This window comes from Thermotoga profunda AZM34c06 (assembly GCF_000828675.1).
GTDB classification, from domain to species: Bacteria; Thermotogota; Thermotogae; order Thermotogales; family DSM-5069; genus Pseudothermotoga_B; species Pseudothermotoga_B profunda.
Window position 1 is genome coordinate 557,785 of record NZ_AP014510.1, and the last position, 15,862, is coordinate 573,646.

Genomic DNA, 15,862 nt, shown 5'->3' on the forward strand with positions numbered 1-15,862 from the left:
GGAGGTAAAATGATGCAATACAGAGATTTTGGGAAAACAGGTATAAAGACATCTCTCTTGGGATTTGGGGCTATGAGACTTCCTATCTTAAACAGCGATGAATCTCAAATTGATGAAGAAAAAGCAATAGAAATGATCAGATATTCTATCGATCATGGAGTGAATTATGTTGACACTGCATATCCTTATCATAGAGGAAACAGTGAAAAAGTTGTTGGAAAGGCACTTGAAGATGGGTATAGAGAAAGAGTTTTCCTTGCCACAAAATCTCCTGTGTGGCAGGTAGAAAAATACGAAGATTTCGACAGATTTTTAGATGAACAATTAAAAAAACTTCAGACCGACCACGTAGATATGTATCTTATGCATGCACTCAACAAAGAAAGATGGCAAAAAATAAAGGATTTGAGATTTTTTGAATTTTTCGAGATGGCAAAAAAACAGGGAAAGATAAGATTTGCTGGTTTTTCTTTCCATGATAAATATCCTATCTTCAAAGAGATTGTAGACGGTTATGATTGGGATTTTTGTCAAATTCAGCTCAACTATATGGATATCAATTATCAGGCTGGTTTGAATGGTCTCAAGTATGCCTCTTCCAAAAAACTACCTATTGTGATAATGGAGCCTCTAAAAGGTGGAAAGCTCGCGAAACTCCCAAATAGAGCCAAGGAAATCTTGAAAAGAAACGGGAAAAACTGGTCTGCTGTGGAATGGAGTTTGAGATGGCTTGGAAATTTTCCACAGATCTCGGTCATTTTGAGTGGAATGAGTACTATAGAGCAAGTGAAAGAAAATATACAGATAATGAACCAAGTGACACCTAATAACTTAACACACGATGATTTAGAACTAATTGAAGAAACAAGAAAAACCTTAGAGTCTTTCGCAGTGATCAACTGCACAGAATGTGGTTATTGTATGCCATGTCCAAATGGTGTGAATATTCCAGGAAATTTCAGACTATACAATGAAACGATCATGTTTGAAGATATAGAGGGAGGAATGGGAACATACAGATGGTTTGAGAGCCAAAAAATGTCAGCTTCTTTCTGTATAGAGTGTAACGAGTGCCTTAGCAAATGTCCCCAAAAACTTGAGATTCCTTCACTTCTTAAAAAAGTTCACAATGAATTTGTGAAAAGATAGAAGATAAAGATAAAAAGAGAGGTCATTAAATGATGAATATAAAAGGAAAAAATAAGTGGATTGGAAAGAAATGGAAGCACCATTGTTGATTTTGAAATAACAAAGACGGCTTTTCAGCCGCCTTTCTGCTTGGCTCCGGCGGAGGGACTCGAACCCCCAACCTAGTGGTTAACAGCCACCCGCTCTACCGGTTGAGCTACGCCGGAACAGTTTCTGAGAATCATTTTATCAAAGCTTTGGTACTTTTCAAGTATACAAAAGGTGAATAAAGTATTACACTGTATGTTGTATAAACTTCAAAACAACACGAACCAACCAGACTATCACAACAACCCAGACAGCTATGATGACCAAAGTTATTTTTCCGAAACGTTTAGTCAATTGTACTTGCTGAGCTTTTGATTTGTATTCTTCAAAGACTTTTTTTGGTATTGATCTCAGCGCCATACCAACAAGTGCTGGTACGATCAAAAGATCATCGATTTGTCCAAGAAATGGTATGAAATCAGGTATCAGATCTATTGGGCTCAAGATATATCCAATTGCAATACTAATCAGAATCTTTGATCTTTTTGGGACGCGCTTATCTCTGCGCATCAAATACAGAGCCGCAATCGTTGAATTGAGTTCAGCGATTTTCATTCACAATCAAGCCTTTTCTGAATTATGCTGAGATTCTTGCATTTTCTGTTTCTTCATTTCCAAGAAATGCTTGAGTGTCAACAGACTCTGAGTCATGTCCTCATCAACCACAAAAACATCGTCTGGGACTATAAGCCTTGTTGGTGCAAAGTTCCATATACCTTTGATACCTTTTGAAACGAGTATTTCAGCCACTTCCTGAGCAGATTCTTTTGGAACACATATAATTCCTATTTCTACACCGAATCTTTTTACCACTCTGCCGATATCTTTCATGGGTAATATCGAGAGTTCACCAATGAACATACCTACCTTTTTTGGATCATTGTCAAAGATTGCCACGATTTCTATTCCATAATTTGCAAAACCTGGATAGTTCACAAGTGCACTACCAAGGTGTCCTGCGCCAACCAAAATTACCTTTGTTGTTTTTTTGACGCCGAAGAGTTCTTCAAGCTCTTGGCGCAACGTTTCCACATTGTACCCCACTTTTGGCTTTCCAGTGGTTTTGAGATATGTCAGATCCTTTCGAACTTGCTCGGCAGTTGTGCCAATTTTCTGCGCCATTTCCTCGGACGATATGTGCTTTTGTTCTATTTCGTTCAATAACCTGTGGTAGAGTTTCAATCTGTCCAATGTTGGTTTTGGTATCAAGATTGGTTCTTTATCTTGTTGATCTGGCACCTCTTTAACACCTCTTTGACTTTCTCAAAGGTTGCCTCACTGATTAGTTTATCATTTACCATGACATTTGGTGACTTACCACAATTTTCAAAACAGAATGTTCCAACTACCTCTACATCATCGGCAAGGTCCACTTTTTTGACTGATTCTATGAGTTGAGAGAGTATTTTGTAAGAACCTTTCATGTAACAAGAAGTGCCAAGACAAACTCTCACTGTTGTTTTGTCTTCTTTTGGTAATGGCAATATCTCTATGTCTTTTGATTCAACGCGTTTTCTTGGTTTGTAATTTGTGTGAATCATGTGGCGTGTGTGGTGATCATTGAACTCTTCTTGATATAGTTTTTGTAGATAGTAATTTTCCACAGGCGAATAGATTGCTTTTATATTTGCTGTTTCTTTTAGTATTCTTGCTCGATTTTGCCTGACTCTTGAGTCATTTGGATATGGTTGACCTCCTCCGCCAACACAACCATAATTACATGCCATAACTTCTATTATGTCTGCATCTGTAACTTTCTCCATCACTTCTTTCATGACATTTCTTGCATTGCCAAGTCCAAACACTACAAGGCCTTTGATTGTTTTCCCATTTTTCAACTGAAGCGTTATTGATTTCACACCCGGTTGTAGGTCTTGATATTTTTCATCTGATATGCCAACTTCTTCTCTAATGACTTCTACTACAGTTCCAAGAACTCCGCCTGTCTTTCCAAAATTGAGTCCACCTTGTGATGAAATTCCAAATGGTCTATCGAAAGGTTCAGGTGTGATTTGTTTGAGATTGATCCCACTGGCTTTGATCATCTGTGAAAGTTCTTTTGTTGTCAAGACAAGGTCAACTGTACCTATGTGTTCTTCTCTTTCTGCTTCGAATTTTTTTGCAGTGCACGGCATGAATGAGACAAGAATGATATCGTCCGGATTTATTCCCATCTTTTTTGCGTATATTTTTTTGATAACAGTTCCGAGTGCCTGCTGTGGTGATTTTACCGTTGAGAGATTTTCAACATATTGTGGATAGAACTGTTCAACGTACTTTACCCAAGCCGGACAACAAGATGTCAGTTGTGGAAGCCTTTGGTTATTTTTGATTCTTTCATAGAACTCGTGTGCCTCTTCGTATGCAACGAGGTCTGCCGCAAATGCCACATCGAAGACCTTTGAGAAGCCAGACATCTTTAGGAAAGTAACTAACCTTTCCGCCATTGCAGTGTCTGAGTCCATAGAGAGTTCCTCTTGCACGGCAACTCTTACTGCAGGCGCAATCATACCTATGATGGTTTTACCAGACGAGAGTGCTTGATAAAGTCGATCAAGGTCATTTCTAAAGGTCAAAGCAGCTGTTGGACAATGAGCAACACATTGACCACAATATACACATTCAGTCTTTGACAGTTCTGTTTCGAAAACGGGTGTTACTTGTGTAGCAAAACCGCGGTATGCAAAATCTATTACACCGATCCCTTGGACTTCTTCACAGACTCTGACACAATCACCGCACAAAATACACTTTGAATTATCTCTGATTATAGGTGAAGATTTATCTGTTTTTGTATTTTTGCTTACTTGAGAAAATCTCACATTTCTTATTCCAAATTCTTCGGCATATCTTTGGAGTTTACAACTACCATTTCTCTCACACGTAGTACAATCTCTGTTGTGTGTAGCAAGCAATAATTCCAAGATACCCCTTCTCAATTCATGGATTTGTGGTGTGTTCGTTTTTATTCTCATACCTTCACGTGGTTTGGTTGTACAGGAAGTGACAATTTCTTTTCCATCTATTTCAACAAGACACATTCTGCACGCTCCATAGATGGAGGTTTCAGATAGATAACACAAGTTTGGTATCTCTATACCGGCTTCTCTGAGAGCTTCAAGGAGATTTCTTGAACCATTTTTCAATTCTATCTCTCTATCGTTGACGAATACTTTCATGTTATCACCTCCTAAAGAATTTCTATAGCCTTGAATTTGCATTTTTCAACGCACAAACCACATTTTAAACATTTTTCTTGATCTATTTTGTATGGTTTACCCCTTTCACCTGTTATTGCACCTTGTGGACAAGATCTTGCACATAATCCACAGCCTTTGCATATTTGTTCGTTGATTGTGTATTTCTTGAATGCGGTACAAGTACCACTTGGACACACGCCATTCAAGTGCGCTATGTATTCATCTCTGAAAAGTTTTAAGGTGCTTATTATCGGATTTGGTGCAGTCTTTCCGAGACCACATAGTGAAGTTGTTTTGATCAGTTTCGCGAGAAATTCGAGGTTTTCAAGGTCTTGTTTTGTGGCTTTGCCTTTGGTGAATTTTTCCAAGATTGTGTATGCCTGCATTGTTCCTTCGCGACACGGTATACATTTTCCACATGATTCTCTCTTTGTGAAATCCAGGAAAAATCTTGCAACTTCTACCATGCAAGTTCTTTTTGTTATAACGACGATTCCACCAGAACCAACCATTGCATCTGCAGATCTCAATGTGTCATAGTCGAGTGGCATGTCGAGAAATTCTTTGGACAAACATGCTCCAGATGGTCCACCTATTTGTACGGCTTTGAACTCTTCACCATTGACAAGCCCACCACAGATGTCATAGATTATCTTTCTCAGGGTGGTACCAAACTGAACCTCGATGATTCCTGTTACTTTAAGAGGTCCAGTGACTGAGAACATCTTTGTACCAGGTGAATTGGTAACACCGAGTTTTCTGTATTTTTCAACACCATCTCTTATGATTCTCGGTATATTCGCATAGGTTTCAACGTTGTTTATCAATGTCGGGTATCCCCATAAACCAGATTGCGCTGGAAATGGTGGTCTTGGTCTTGGCATTCCCCTTTTGCCTTCTATCGATGCAAGAAGGGCGGTTTCTTCACCGCACACAAATGCGCCGGCACCTTCTTTGATCTCTACATCAAATGAAAAACCTGTACCAAGAATGTTTTCACCAAGAAGTCCCAATCTCTTAGCGTCGTCTATTGCTTTTTGAAACATGTGAATTGCGATGGGGTACTCTGCTCGGATGTATGCGTATGCCTTCTGTGCACCTATGGTATAACCGGCAATGATCATACCTTCTAATACCAGATGTGGATCTCTTTCAAGAAGAGTTCTATTCATGAATGCCCCAGGGTCTCCTTCGTCACCGTTACAAACCACGAATTTTTTCTCTGCCTTGCTATTTTTTGCGGCTTCCCATTTCAATCCCGTTGGAAAACCTCCACCACCCCTGCCTCTGAGTCCAGACGCTTTGACCATCTCAACTATTTCCTCTGGTTTCATTTGAGATAGGACTTTTATAAGTGAACTATACCCACCTCTTGCCATGTAATCTTCTATGTTGTCACATTCACATTTTCCAATATCTTCCATGATGTAAAAATTCTGGTTTTCGTATAAAGTTGTCTCTTCAAGAGTTTTTACACGCTGATTTGTTGTTGGATCGAATAAAAGAAGTTCTTCAACAGGTTCACCACGTTTGATGGTTTTTTCAACAATCTTTGAAACATCATCTACGGTGACATGAGCATAGAAATAACCATGAGGCAGTATATTTACAAGTGGTCCATTCGAACATCTTCCACAGCAACCAGTTCTTTTTAAAGGACTTTCGTGCTCTTCGAGTTTTGACAATTTGACTGAGTCTATGAGTCCTTCTTTCTCAAGAATTCTTTGAAACTCGTTGTAGATTTTCATTGCACCTTTTGCCGTACAACCTGTTCCGACACACACATAAATCGAAAGATCACGTAGTTTTTCATTTCTTTTTTCTTTCTGCTTTTCTATGAATTCGATTGCTTGTCTAACACTACTGAGCATCTTTTTCACCTTCTTCAATTTTTTTGATGATCTGTTTTACCTTCTCGGGAGTTAGATTTCCGTAGACTTCTTCGTTTATCACCATCGCTGGAGCCAACGCACAGGCTCCAAGACAACCAACTTGATCTACGCTGAACATGAGATCTTTTGTAACCTCACCAGGTTTTATATTTAGTTCCTCTTCTATAGCCTTCAATAAAGCAGTTGAACCTTCCATGTGACAGGCTGTTCCATCACACAAAAGTATGGTGTATTTGCCTTTTGGTTTGAGAGAAAATTGGGCATAAAATGTGCCAACCCCAAAGATTTTTGCCGGAGGAATTTGCAATGCAACACCTATATAATTGATCACATCCTCTGGCAGATATCTGTACTGTTTTTGAACATCAAGCAGGATTCTTATGAGATTTTCTTTCTTGTATCCGTGTTTTTGCAGAATCTCTTCAACTTTTTCAAAATTCCTTTCCACTCTGTTCACCTCCTCAGCAATATTCGAGATTCACAATCTTCCCATTTTGCTTGAGAATTTGTGCTATGTCATGAATCAATCTGAACTTTAGAGAAATGTCATGGCTGAAAAGTGGGTTTTGGTGAGCAGGGTTAATGGCTCTTCCCACAAAAAAATTCACTTGATCTGCCTCGAGCAACATGTCGACCAAGATGCTTGCCCCGTAAGCTAATCGTTCCTGTTGTCCGTTGAGATAACGAAAGACATGAGTCAATGTGACTATACCTTCTGTGATAAGATCAACTCCGTCCATCTTTCCAATAGGTGGGAATTCTTCGGAGAAGGAACGAAGGTCGAGTTCAACCTTTCTTTTGAGAATTCTTTCAAAGATCTGAGCGGTTGTGCCGCCACATATGATCTTTTTGCCATCTTGTTTCATGAATTTTTGAACTAATTCTTCATCTTTCGATTTGTCTTGAGGTGGTCCGACAAAGAGGTTCACAGTCTGTAGGGTTTTGAATTTGACGACTGCAGCAAGGGCATCATCGCCACGTGTACCTCGATCTATTTGCTTTGCCAGTTTGACCAAATGATCCACTATATTCTTTGGATTTATATTGTTTTCAAGTAAAACAGTTATTTCTCTGATTATGTTTTCCACGCCAAAACCAAGAGGAAAATTCTGTGTACCCATTCCAGCTTGCGATACACCATCTGTCATGACAAAGACCAAATCACCTTCTTGAGGGATTATTTCACTGAACGAAATTTCTTTGGCTTCAACGATGATCGTTCGCCTTTCGAGTTTTATGAGTTCCTTGTTTCTGAAATAGAGCGTCACGGGAAATTCATATTCTACTATTGAACAAAGGTTTTGATCGGCATTAAAAACTACTGAACAGAGATTGGCATAGCTTATACCTCTGACTTTGCAAATTGGTAGAGTTGCAAGTATCGAAGAAAAAACTTCATTGATTGGAACGCCATTGAATAACATCGTGGTTGCCATAGAAGTGGTGAGTGTTGAAAGTATACTCGCCTTTACACCACTTCCAAGTCCATCTGAGACACTCATGGCGAATTTTTTCTCATCTCTTTTCACACATATCGAGTCACCACATATTTCTTCTCCTTGCTTATTCTTTTTTGCAAAATGTATTTGGCAGGCAAGCATTTCATTCCTCCATGAATTTTCGAAGTTCTACAAAATGACTCTTTGTTTCTGCTATCGATTCCCCTAAAAGACCTGCGATTTCTTGAGCTATTCTCATTTGTTTCGAAAGCATTTCTTCAATTTTGTTGAGTGTTTCTTGTTTTATGATCTTTAATCTCTCTTCTTGTTGCCTTTCCTTGGTCATATCAACCATTAACAAAACTTCACTTGCATCTTGAGGCAGCTTAAAGGTTTTTATGAAAAAGGAACCTTTCGAAGGGATTTCGTAGACTTGATTTGGATGTGATGCTATTTGCTTTAGAAGATCCGAGAGATTTTGTTGTGGTATATCCCAGAGGAGTTGTTCGGCAGCCTTGTTTTTGTACAGGATGGACTTGTCCTTGTATATAATGATTGCATTTGGTGATTCTTCGACGACTCTATTTGTGGCGGCTTTCAGTTTATCAACAAGATATGTTACACACATCTCTTTTTCTGCCCTGTTGAGAACAACAGCTGCAGCCTTTTCTCTACAGGTTTCGTATCCACAGGCACCACAGTTCAGTTGCCTTTTTGGGTCGTCTTTACCGAGCGATTTCAAAACTTCCTGGATCTGTTCTTGACTGACCAAAGGTGCTACATGTTTATCATGAAAGGTTCTTGATAAATTCATCGAAGGATGTGAAATGATGACTTTTGATTCCATTGATTTCATTTTTTCAATGTGGTTCATTATTCTTCTTCTTTTTTCAAGTAGGCTGATATCTTTTCTAATAGCTGGGCCATTAATACAACTACCAACACAGGCAGAGGCTTCGATGAAAAAGCCATATTCTACACTTTCTATCTGTGAAAAGATGCTTGAGATGTTTTCAAGACCTTCTACTGAAAGATGACTTCTGTATTCACCATTTACAGTATGATTTATCCCACCAGATGTTGGATACATTCGTGCTCTGTGCGGATATGGAGGAGTAGGGAAATCATCTGGTAATTCATCGATTTTGAATTTGTTTTTTTGTATAAACTCATCTAATTCCTCGAAAGTCAGTACGATATCCACGTTTGATTTTTCATTTTTCTTTGCTATACAAGGTCCTATGAAAACGATTGGAAAGTCACCGTAGCGATTCTTCATGAGTATTGAGTGTGCTGTCATCGGTGAAACATATGGAGCAAGGTAATCGAGTACTTTTGGATAGTATTTTTCTGCTAAATTGACAACGACAGGACACGCTGTTGTTATAACTGTTTTGCCATTTGAGAATTCATTTTCGTATTCTTTTGAGATCAATTCCGCTCCAGTAGCAGTTTCTTGCACTACTATAGCACCTAATTTTTTCAACAACGAGATGACTTTGTATGGTTGGTCATAGTGTGCAAAAAACGATGGAGCAATCGATATAAGAAAGGGTTTTCCCAAGATCTGTTCGAATTGTGAAATGTGTTTCAGATAACTTTTTGCCTTTTGCGGGCAGACTAAAATACAAGTTCCACATTCTATGCATTCTTGTTCGATTACTTTTGTTTTGCCATCACTGAAGCTGAGTGATTTAACGGGACAATTTCTAAGACATTTATAACAATACATACAACTTGCTTCATTCGAGATGATTAGACTCATTTTTCGCCTCCAAGATAATCTGTTCTATGTTCTTTGAACTAACTTGTTTATAGAGTTTTCCATCTATCTGAACACAAACCCCTTCAGAACAACTGCCGAAGCACAATGAACCATATATAGAGATATCGGGGTATTTTTGTTTTAATTCCTCGAGTTTCTGAACAACTCTATATGAATTTTTCAAATGACAAGAGCTTCCCATGCAGACTCTTACCACCATATGACCACCTAATCGTGATATTTTTATCGTTATATATTTCACAATAATCTTATCACGCCGACAGGTTCGCTGTCAATGAAAGCTGCTCGACAAAAGAGAAATGTTAATTAATCTACCATTACAGATGGTTTAACTCAAAGGAGTTAATTGAAAAAATGAAGTTAGTAATATAAACTGTTTATGGTGATAAAATGCGATGGCGTGAGCTCGATAAAAATGTGAGGATTTATTTGTTGTTTATCAGTATCTCTGGTTTTTCTTTTTCCTCGATCATCGCCGTGCCAACTTTGGGAAAATTGATGAACATTTCCATGGAAAACGTTGGATGGTTGTTCAGTGTTTCTTATATTGTGCAAGCAATATTGGCTTATGTGCTTGGTAGGAGATTTGAAAAAATCTCTGTCAATTATGGATTGTTCCTTGCAAGGACTTCATTTGCCGTTGGATCTTTGATTTTTGCTTTCTCAACGGGTTTATGGAGCTTTGCCATTGCGCAGATGTTTTTGAGTCTCACTGATATCTTTTACCCATGTCAGGTCATGTATGAACGAGCGATCTTCACCCCAAAATACAGAGAAGTGATATATTCATTTGAGTTTTTTATGACTGAATTTTTGAAGACCGTGTCGTACTTCGTCTTTGTTTTCCTGTTAGCTCCCTTTATGAATGGACAGAGTTTTCTGAGAGCGGTATTTTTCATGGTTTTTTGTGTGAATGTTTTTTACGCATTCTCTTATTTGAAAATACTGCCTAAGATAGATAATGGAATGCAAGTACCTGATGGTCATGTAATCGCCACCACGAATCTTCGCACATTTCTCTCTATCATGTTCCACCAATATTTGTGTAACATGGCTTTCAATTTTGCAAGCTTTCTCGTAATTTCTTATTATCTGATTGACTATTTCAAACTCGGTGGCTCTTCACCTTTCTTGTTCGAGCTGGTTTTTTCTGCCTCTGTGGCATCATCGATTTTCTGGAAAAGGTTTGTGAAGAATCATCCATCAGTTAATTTAACTATAGGTATTTTGTTGATCACCTTGTCCTTTGTTTTGTGGTTAGTACCGAATGTATACTTGTTTTTTATCTCACATGTGATCATGGGAGTAGGCTTTATCCTATGGTTTCCTGCAAGAGAAACCATAAAACTGCACATAGCACCAAGAGAGCTTGGACGTTGGGAAGGGTTCTTTCAGGGTCTGAATATCTTCAGTAGGATCTTTATTCCTGTCATTTCTGCTTATGTTGCAACAAGAATGGGATATCACTGGGTATTTGTCGTATCTGCAGTTTTGGCAACGTGCAGCCTTTTAGTCTCACTACCCGCTCTTGTTTGGATGAAAAGAAACTACTCTGCAATCAAGGTGTGAGTTGTCTTTTCATTGATTGATACTGAATAATTCTCTTGCATTTTGTAAGAGCTGGGTTGAAATTTCTTTTGGATCTTCGTTCAATATCCTTGAGATTTCTTCCACGACAAATCTCACATATGCAGGTTCGTTTCTTTTTCCTCTGAATTGTTGTGGTGGCAAATAGGGACAATCAGTCTCTGTAACGATATTTTCTATACCAATTGCTCTCACAACGTTTTTGAGTGAGATGTTCTTTGGATAGGTCAGAGGACCACCTATTCCTATAAAACAACCCATTTCAATGAACTTGAGAGCCCAAGAGGTGTCGGCAGAAAAAGCGTGAATTACTCCGCCAGCATTTGGAAGACCAATTTTGGAGATCATCTCATATGCATCTTCATATGCATCTCTTATGTGAATTATCACAGGAAGATCGAGTTCTTTGGCAAGTAATAGTTGCTCCTGGAAGACCCTCTTTTGGTCTTCTTTTGATGAAAAATTTCTGTAGTAATCCAACCCAGTTTCTCCAATGGCAATGACCTTGGGACTTTCTGCCAGTTTTTTTAATTTCTGTATGTAATCTCTTTCGACTTTACTCGCTTCGTGTGGATGAACGCCTACTGAACAAAAGATTGAGCTGAACTTGCTGGCGAGATTCAGTGACTCTGTTGAATCATCCACATCTATTCCAACGTTGATAACGAATTCTATACCATCAGATGAAAATCTGCCAACCAAATGTTCTAAATCGCCTTTAAAGTGAGAAAAATGTAGATGAGCATGTGTGTCGACTATTCTCATAATTTTCTCCTTTCGAAAATGGTATATTCTTTCTGAAGATATCATCATTAAATTTTAGCACAACACGAAGTGAGGGGCGAAAATTCTTGGAATGGATCAAGAAGAGATGGATTGCAGTTGCTTTGATGATTGTTCTTGGCTCTTTATCTATTTGGCAATTGAGAAATTTGAAGATAGGTGGATATTTCAAATCTCAAGTTTCAAGACAATCACATTATATTCAAACCGAAAGAGATATATCAAATTCTTTTGCAATAAAAGATCTTGTGTTGATAGCCATACCATCTGATGACAAAAACAAAGTCAGTGAAGCTGCAACAGTTATAAGAGGTGTGAAGGGCGTTTCTCTTGTTATAAATCCACTTGAATTTCCTTTCACTGTCGGTGGTAAAGTGGCATTTGCTCAACAACTTGGTCTTGTTGGCAAATACAAGGGCAAAGATTACGCAATTTTGATAGCAATAATATCTTCGCAACCAGAAAAAACGTCGACCGAGATTTCACGGTTGACTAAAAAATATGGTGCAGCGCTTTTCGGGAATTCCTTTATCGCGGCTAAGGCTCTTGAGTATATAGGATTTATTCTGAAATATCTTTCACCAATTGCTATTTGCGTTATATTTGTGATATTTTACATCAGTTTGAAAAACTTTTGGGCAGCCCTTCTCTCTTTCTTGCCAAGTTTATTGGCAACTGTGTATATGCTTGGAATATATGGCGCGATTGGTAAGACCATAACTCTTGAAAATGTTTTAATGCCATTCATCACGTTGGTTATGGGAAGTGCAGCAGGCCTTCACTATATGTCGCATTATTTATCAATTAAAGATCCAAATTGTTTTGAAAGGGCATATAGAGCCTTGAAAGAGACATTTATACCACTTTTGATGACTACTTCAACAACAGTTGTTGGATTTCTCTCTCTGTGTTTTACGTCTTCTCCTGTTATGACAGAGCTCGGATTGTCGGGTGCATATGGCGTTGGAATGGCAGGTTTCGCCACTTTTGTTTTCTTACCATCTATTGCGAGTTTTTTGAGATACCAAAGAACGCAGTTGTGGAAAGATGGAATAACAAATTATCTCATAAAACATAGAAAGATAAATCTGATAATTCTTGTTGGCCTTTCAATTCTCTTGTGCTTTTTTGTTTTATATGTCAAACAGGAATTTCATGTATTGATGTTTTTTAGAAAATCTTCCAAGGTCATGGAAGGCTCGAGAATAGTTGAAAGCATATCTCAAGTGAGTATCCCGGTCATGGTCAAAATCAATTTGAGCGTAGAGCCGTTGTCAAAACAGGGTATTGAAATCATAGAACAAGTTAGACAAAGTGCTTTGAAATATGCCCGACGCACTTTGTCCATTTTGGATATCAATGAAATGATTCCGCCACTTTTTAGAAACGTGGTCTCGTTTGTTTTACCAGAAGGAACTTTCGTCAATCGAGTCGATAAGAGTGCCTTGATGCTGGTTTTTCTGAAAGATCTCTCCAAGAAAACTCATTATGATCTTCAGAATACATTAGAATCTCTATCACTCGAAGGGCTCAAAGAGGTATCCGTTACTGGTGAAAATTACAAGTACTTACAGATGAACGATGAAACCCTTTCAAATCAAAGAGTAAGCATAATTTTAGCGATTTTTTTGATCACATTGATGATGATTTTGATGCTCAAAGATTTCAAACTCGGTTTAATGAGTATGATACCAATTATTCTGAGTATTCTGAATATTTATGGTTTTCTTGGGTTATTCAACATACCTCTCAATGTTATTAGTGCTTATATTATGAACATAGCACTCGGCGCAGGGATAGATTACGCTATTCATTTCACGTACACTTATAAAATGATGCAAAAGAGAAAAGTGGATCTTCCACTTGTTCATACCCTGAATATAGCAGCAAGACCAATATTGGCTAATGCGTTTGGTGTGGGGATAGGTTTTTGTGTTCTGTTACTTTCACCAATGAGAGTTCATGTTCATATTGCACTTTTGATGTTCATTGCCATGTTTATGTCGGCTTTTTATACGTTGTTTTGGATGTGTGGAATTATAAAATATGATAAAACTCAACGAATTTCAAAATAGATTTTTCTGGGTTATCTGCTATAGTAGAAGAAAGGAGAAAGGAGAAATGAGTGCAAGGCTCGTAATTATATTTGTGACAATAGCGATTTTAGTTGCATATTTTATGACTGGAATATACCAAGTTGGTCCTTCTCAAGTGGCATTGGTTAAGACGTTTGGTAAATACAGCCACACAACAGGTCCTGGTATACACGTCCACGCACCATATCCTTTTCAAACACATGTTATAGTAGATGTTCAGACAATTAGAAAACAAGAGATTGGTTTTAGAACAGTAAGACCCGGTCAATATGTTCAAAAAAAGGAAGAGGCTTTGATATTAACGGGTGATGGCAACATAGTATCGGTCGAAGCGGTTGTCCAATTTCGTGTGAATGACCCTGTGAAGTTTATCTTCAGTGTTGAAAATGCTGAAGAGCTTGTCAAATTCACTACAGAATCTGCTTTGAGGGAAATGATAGCAAAGAGAACTGTTGATGAAATTCTAACGGCAGAAAGAGATAAAGTTTCATACGAAGTTCATCAAATAACACAACAACTACTGAACCAATACGATGTTGGCGTGACAATTATAAATGTGCTGCTTCAGGAAGTCGTACCACCTCAATCTGTCATTGCTGCTTTTGATGATGTAAATAATGCAAAACAGGATAAAGAAAGATACATCAACGAAGCTCTCAAATACGCAAATAATCTTATTCCTTCCGTCGAAGGGGAAACAAGAAAGATAATTTTGGAAGCCGAAGCCTATGCTCAGCAAAAAGTTTTGCAAGCAACTGGTGAAGTGCAGAGATTCCTGAGCATTCTGAACGAGTACAAAAATGCACCGAAGGTCACAGAGACTCGTTTGAAGATTGAAACGCTTGAAGAAGTTCTACCTAAGGCAAAGAGAATAATATTGCTCGACGGTTCACAGAACATCACTTTACTTAGCTTAGACAAATTGATTGGTGGTGATGGAAAATGAAAAAGATGATCTTGATAAGTATACTCGTTGTTATAGCCATAGCGATTGTCTTTGTTGGGTTGTCTTTTTTCATTGTTGATCAAACCCAGTACGCAATAGTCATTCGATTTGGTGAAATAAGAAAGGTGATCTCTGAGCCCGGTCTGTACATGCGCACACCGTTTGTAGACAACGTCGTTCGCCTGAGTAAGCGTTTTTATATATATGATATACCCGTCGAGAAAGTTATCACCTTAGATAAGAAAACAATGCTTGTCGACTCTTATGCCATCTGGAGAATCTCAGATCCAAAAAAGTTTATCGAATCAGTTAGGACGGTGTCATTGGCGCTTTCAAGAATAGATGATGTCGTCTATTCTGGCTTGAGAAACACATTAGCGAAGTTGGATTTCGACGATATTGTGACCGGTGAAAGGCAGTATCTTGGAGACATAACAGAGTTTTCTAAAAAGAATCTTGCCGATTTTGGTATAGAAATAAGAGATGTCAGGATCAAGCACACAGATCTGCCGAATGAAAATCAACAAGCAGTCTTTGAGAGAATGAAATCTGAAAGGCAAAGTATAGCAGCTTTGATCAGAGCCGAAGGGCAAAAAGAGGCACAAAAGATTCGCTCCGAGGCTGATAAAGAGGCAACAGTCTTGAGAGCCGAGGCTCTCAGTGAGGCCGAAAGAATAAAAGGTACTGGAGAAGCAAGTGCCACACGTATATATGCCGAAGCCTTCTCAAAGGATCAAGATTTCTATAAACTACTGAGAACACTCGACAGTTATAAATTAATTATCCCAGATAGTGTTGTCTTGATCGGAGAAGATATGAATATACTCAACCAAATGAAGTGAAAAGTAATTCGATCTCGATTTCCTATCTCTTTTGTTTTTTGAAGGACAATTTGGT

General features: G+C 38.3%; 14 protein-coding genes and 1 tRNA gene. 5 read left to right on the forward strand and 10 right to left on the reverse strand.

Translation table 11 applies throughout. The features are described 5' to 3' along the window. The first annotated feature begins 12 nt into the window (after positions 1–12). On the forward strand, positions 13–1,149 hold the full coding sequence (locus tag TSP02S_RS02640) for an aldo/keto reductase (RefSeq protein WP_041081661.1): 1,137 nt from the start codon (positions 13–15) through the stop codon (positions 1,147–1,149). Positions 1,150–1,279: 130 nt separating this feature from the next. On the opposite strand, the gene TSP02S_RS02645 is transcribed toward TSP02S_RS02640, so the two are convergent. The 9 genes from TSP02S_RS02645 to TSP02S_RS02685 all read right to left on the reverse strand — a co-directional run bounded on the left by TSP02S_RS02645 (position 1,280) and on the right by TSP02S_RS02685 (position 9,752). Continuing rightward, positions 1,280–1,355: transfer RNA gene (locus tag TSP02S_RS02645), tRNA-Asn, on the reverse strand. A 67-nt stretch (positions 1,356–1,422) separates the two neighbouring features. Next, a complete protein-coding gene (locus TSP02S_RS02650; RefSeq protein WP_041081663.1) occupies positions 1,423–1,791 on the reverse strand; it encodes a YkvA family protein in 369 nt (122 codons plus the stop codon). A 6-nt stretch (positions 1,792–1,797) separates the two neighbouring features. Then, positions 1,798–2,475, reverse strand: a complete 678-nt coding sequence (locus TSP02S_RS02655; RefSeq protein WP_041081664.1) for a redox-sensing transcriptional repressor Rex — start codon at positions 2,473–2,475, stop codon at positions 1,798–1,800. Continuing rightward, entirely contained in the window at positions 2,442–4,415 is a 1,974-nt protein-coding gene (locus TSP02S_RS02660) for a [Fe-Fe] hydrogenase large subunit C-terminal domain-containing protein (RefSeq protein ID WP_041081666.1), read from the reverse strand. The genes TSP02S_RS02655 and TSP02S_RS02660 overlap by 34 nt, the downstream gene beginning before the upstream one ends. An 11-nt stretch (positions 4,416–4,426) precedes the next feature. Then, positions 4,427–6,307, reverse strand: coding sequence for an NADH-ubiquinone oxidoreductase-F iron-sulfur binding region domain-containing protein (locus TSP02S_RS02665; RefSeq protein ID WP_041081668.1), 1,881 nt, complete (start codon positions 6,305–6,307; stop codon positions 4,427–4,429). Next, positions 6,297–6,776: an NADH-quinone oxidoreductase subunit NuoE gene (gene nuoE / locus TSP02S_RS02670; protein WP_041081670.1), complete on the reverse strand. Its 480-nt coding sequence runs from the start codon at positions 6,774–6,776 to the stop codon at positions 6,297–6,299. The genes TSP02S_RS02665 and nuoE overlap by 11 nt, the downstream gene beginning before the upstream one ends. Before the next feature lie 13 nt (positions 6,777–6,789). Beyond that, complete coding sequence (locus tag TSP02S_RS02675) at positions 6,790–7,929, reverse strand: SpoIIE family protein phosphatase (RefSeq protein ID WP_041081672.1); 1,140 nt, start codon at positions 7,927–7,929, stop codon at positions 6,790–6,792. A gap of 1 nt (position 7,930) precedes the next feature. Further along, positions 7,931–9,532 (reverse strand): [Fe-Fe] hydrogenase large subunit C-terminal domain-containing protein, encoded by a 1,602-nt coding sequence (locus TSP02S_RS02680; protein ID WP_041081674.1) that lies wholly within the window; start codon positions 9,530–9,532, stop codon positions 7,931–7,933. Next, entirely contained in the window at positions 9,510–9,752 is a 243-nt protein-coding gene (locus tag TSP02S_RS02685; protein WP_041081675.1) for an NAD(P)H-dependent oxidoreductase subunit E, read from the reverse strand. Before TSP02S_RS02685 ends, TSP02S_RS02680 begins: the two co-directional genes overlap by 23 nt. 191 nt (positions 9,753–9,943) lie before the next feature. Between TSP02S_RS02685 and TSP02S_RS02690 the strand changes: the two genes are divergently transcribed. Then, positions 9,944–11,122: an MFS transporter gene (locus TSP02S_RS02690; protein WP_041081676.1), complete on the forward strand. Its 1,179-nt coding sequence runs from the start codon at positions 9,944–9,946 to the stop codon at positions 11,120–11,122. Between the two features lie 9 nt (positions 11,123–11,131). Here TSP02S_RS02690 and TSP02S_RS02695 read toward each other — a convergent pair whose 3' ends face one another. Then, positions 11,132–11,905: a TatD family hydrolase gene (locus TSP02S_RS02695; protein ID WP_041081678.1), complete on the reverse strand. Its 774-nt coding sequence runs from the start codon at positions 11,903–11,905 to the stop codon at positions 11,132–11,134. Positions 11,906–11,991: 86 nt separating this feature from the next. Between TSP02S_RS02695 and TSP02S_RS02700 the strand changes: the two genes are divergently transcribed. The 3 genes from TSP02S_RS02700 to hflC are packed head-to-tail and all read left to right on the forward strand — an operon-like array spanning position 11,992 to position 15,807. After that, positions 11,992–13,998, forward strand: coding sequence for an efflux RND transporter permease subunit (locus tag TSP02S_RS02700; protein WP_041081680.1), 2,007 nt, complete (start codon positions 11,992–11,994; stop codon positions 13,996–13,998). Then, the gene (hflK, locus tag TSP02S_RS02705) at positions 13,970–14,965 is read left to right on the forward strand and encodes an FtsH protease activity modulator HflK (RefSeq protein WP_232503750.1); all 996 of its coding nucleotides are present in this window, start codon (positions 13,970–13,972) and stop codon (positions 14,963–14,965) included. The genes TSP02S_RS02700 and hflK overlap by 29 nt, the downstream gene beginning before the upstream one ends. Beyond that, positions 14,962–15,807 carry a protease modulator HflC gene (gene hflC / locus TSP02S_RS02710; RefSeq protein WP_041081682.1) on the forward strand — a complete coding sequence of 282 codons (846 nt, stop codon included), beginning with the start codon at positions 14,962–14,964 and terminating at the stop codon, positions 15,805–15,807. The genes hflK and hflC overlap by 4 nt, the downstream gene beginning before the upstream one ends. The last annotated feature ends 55 nt before the right edge of the window (positions 15,808–15,862 follow it).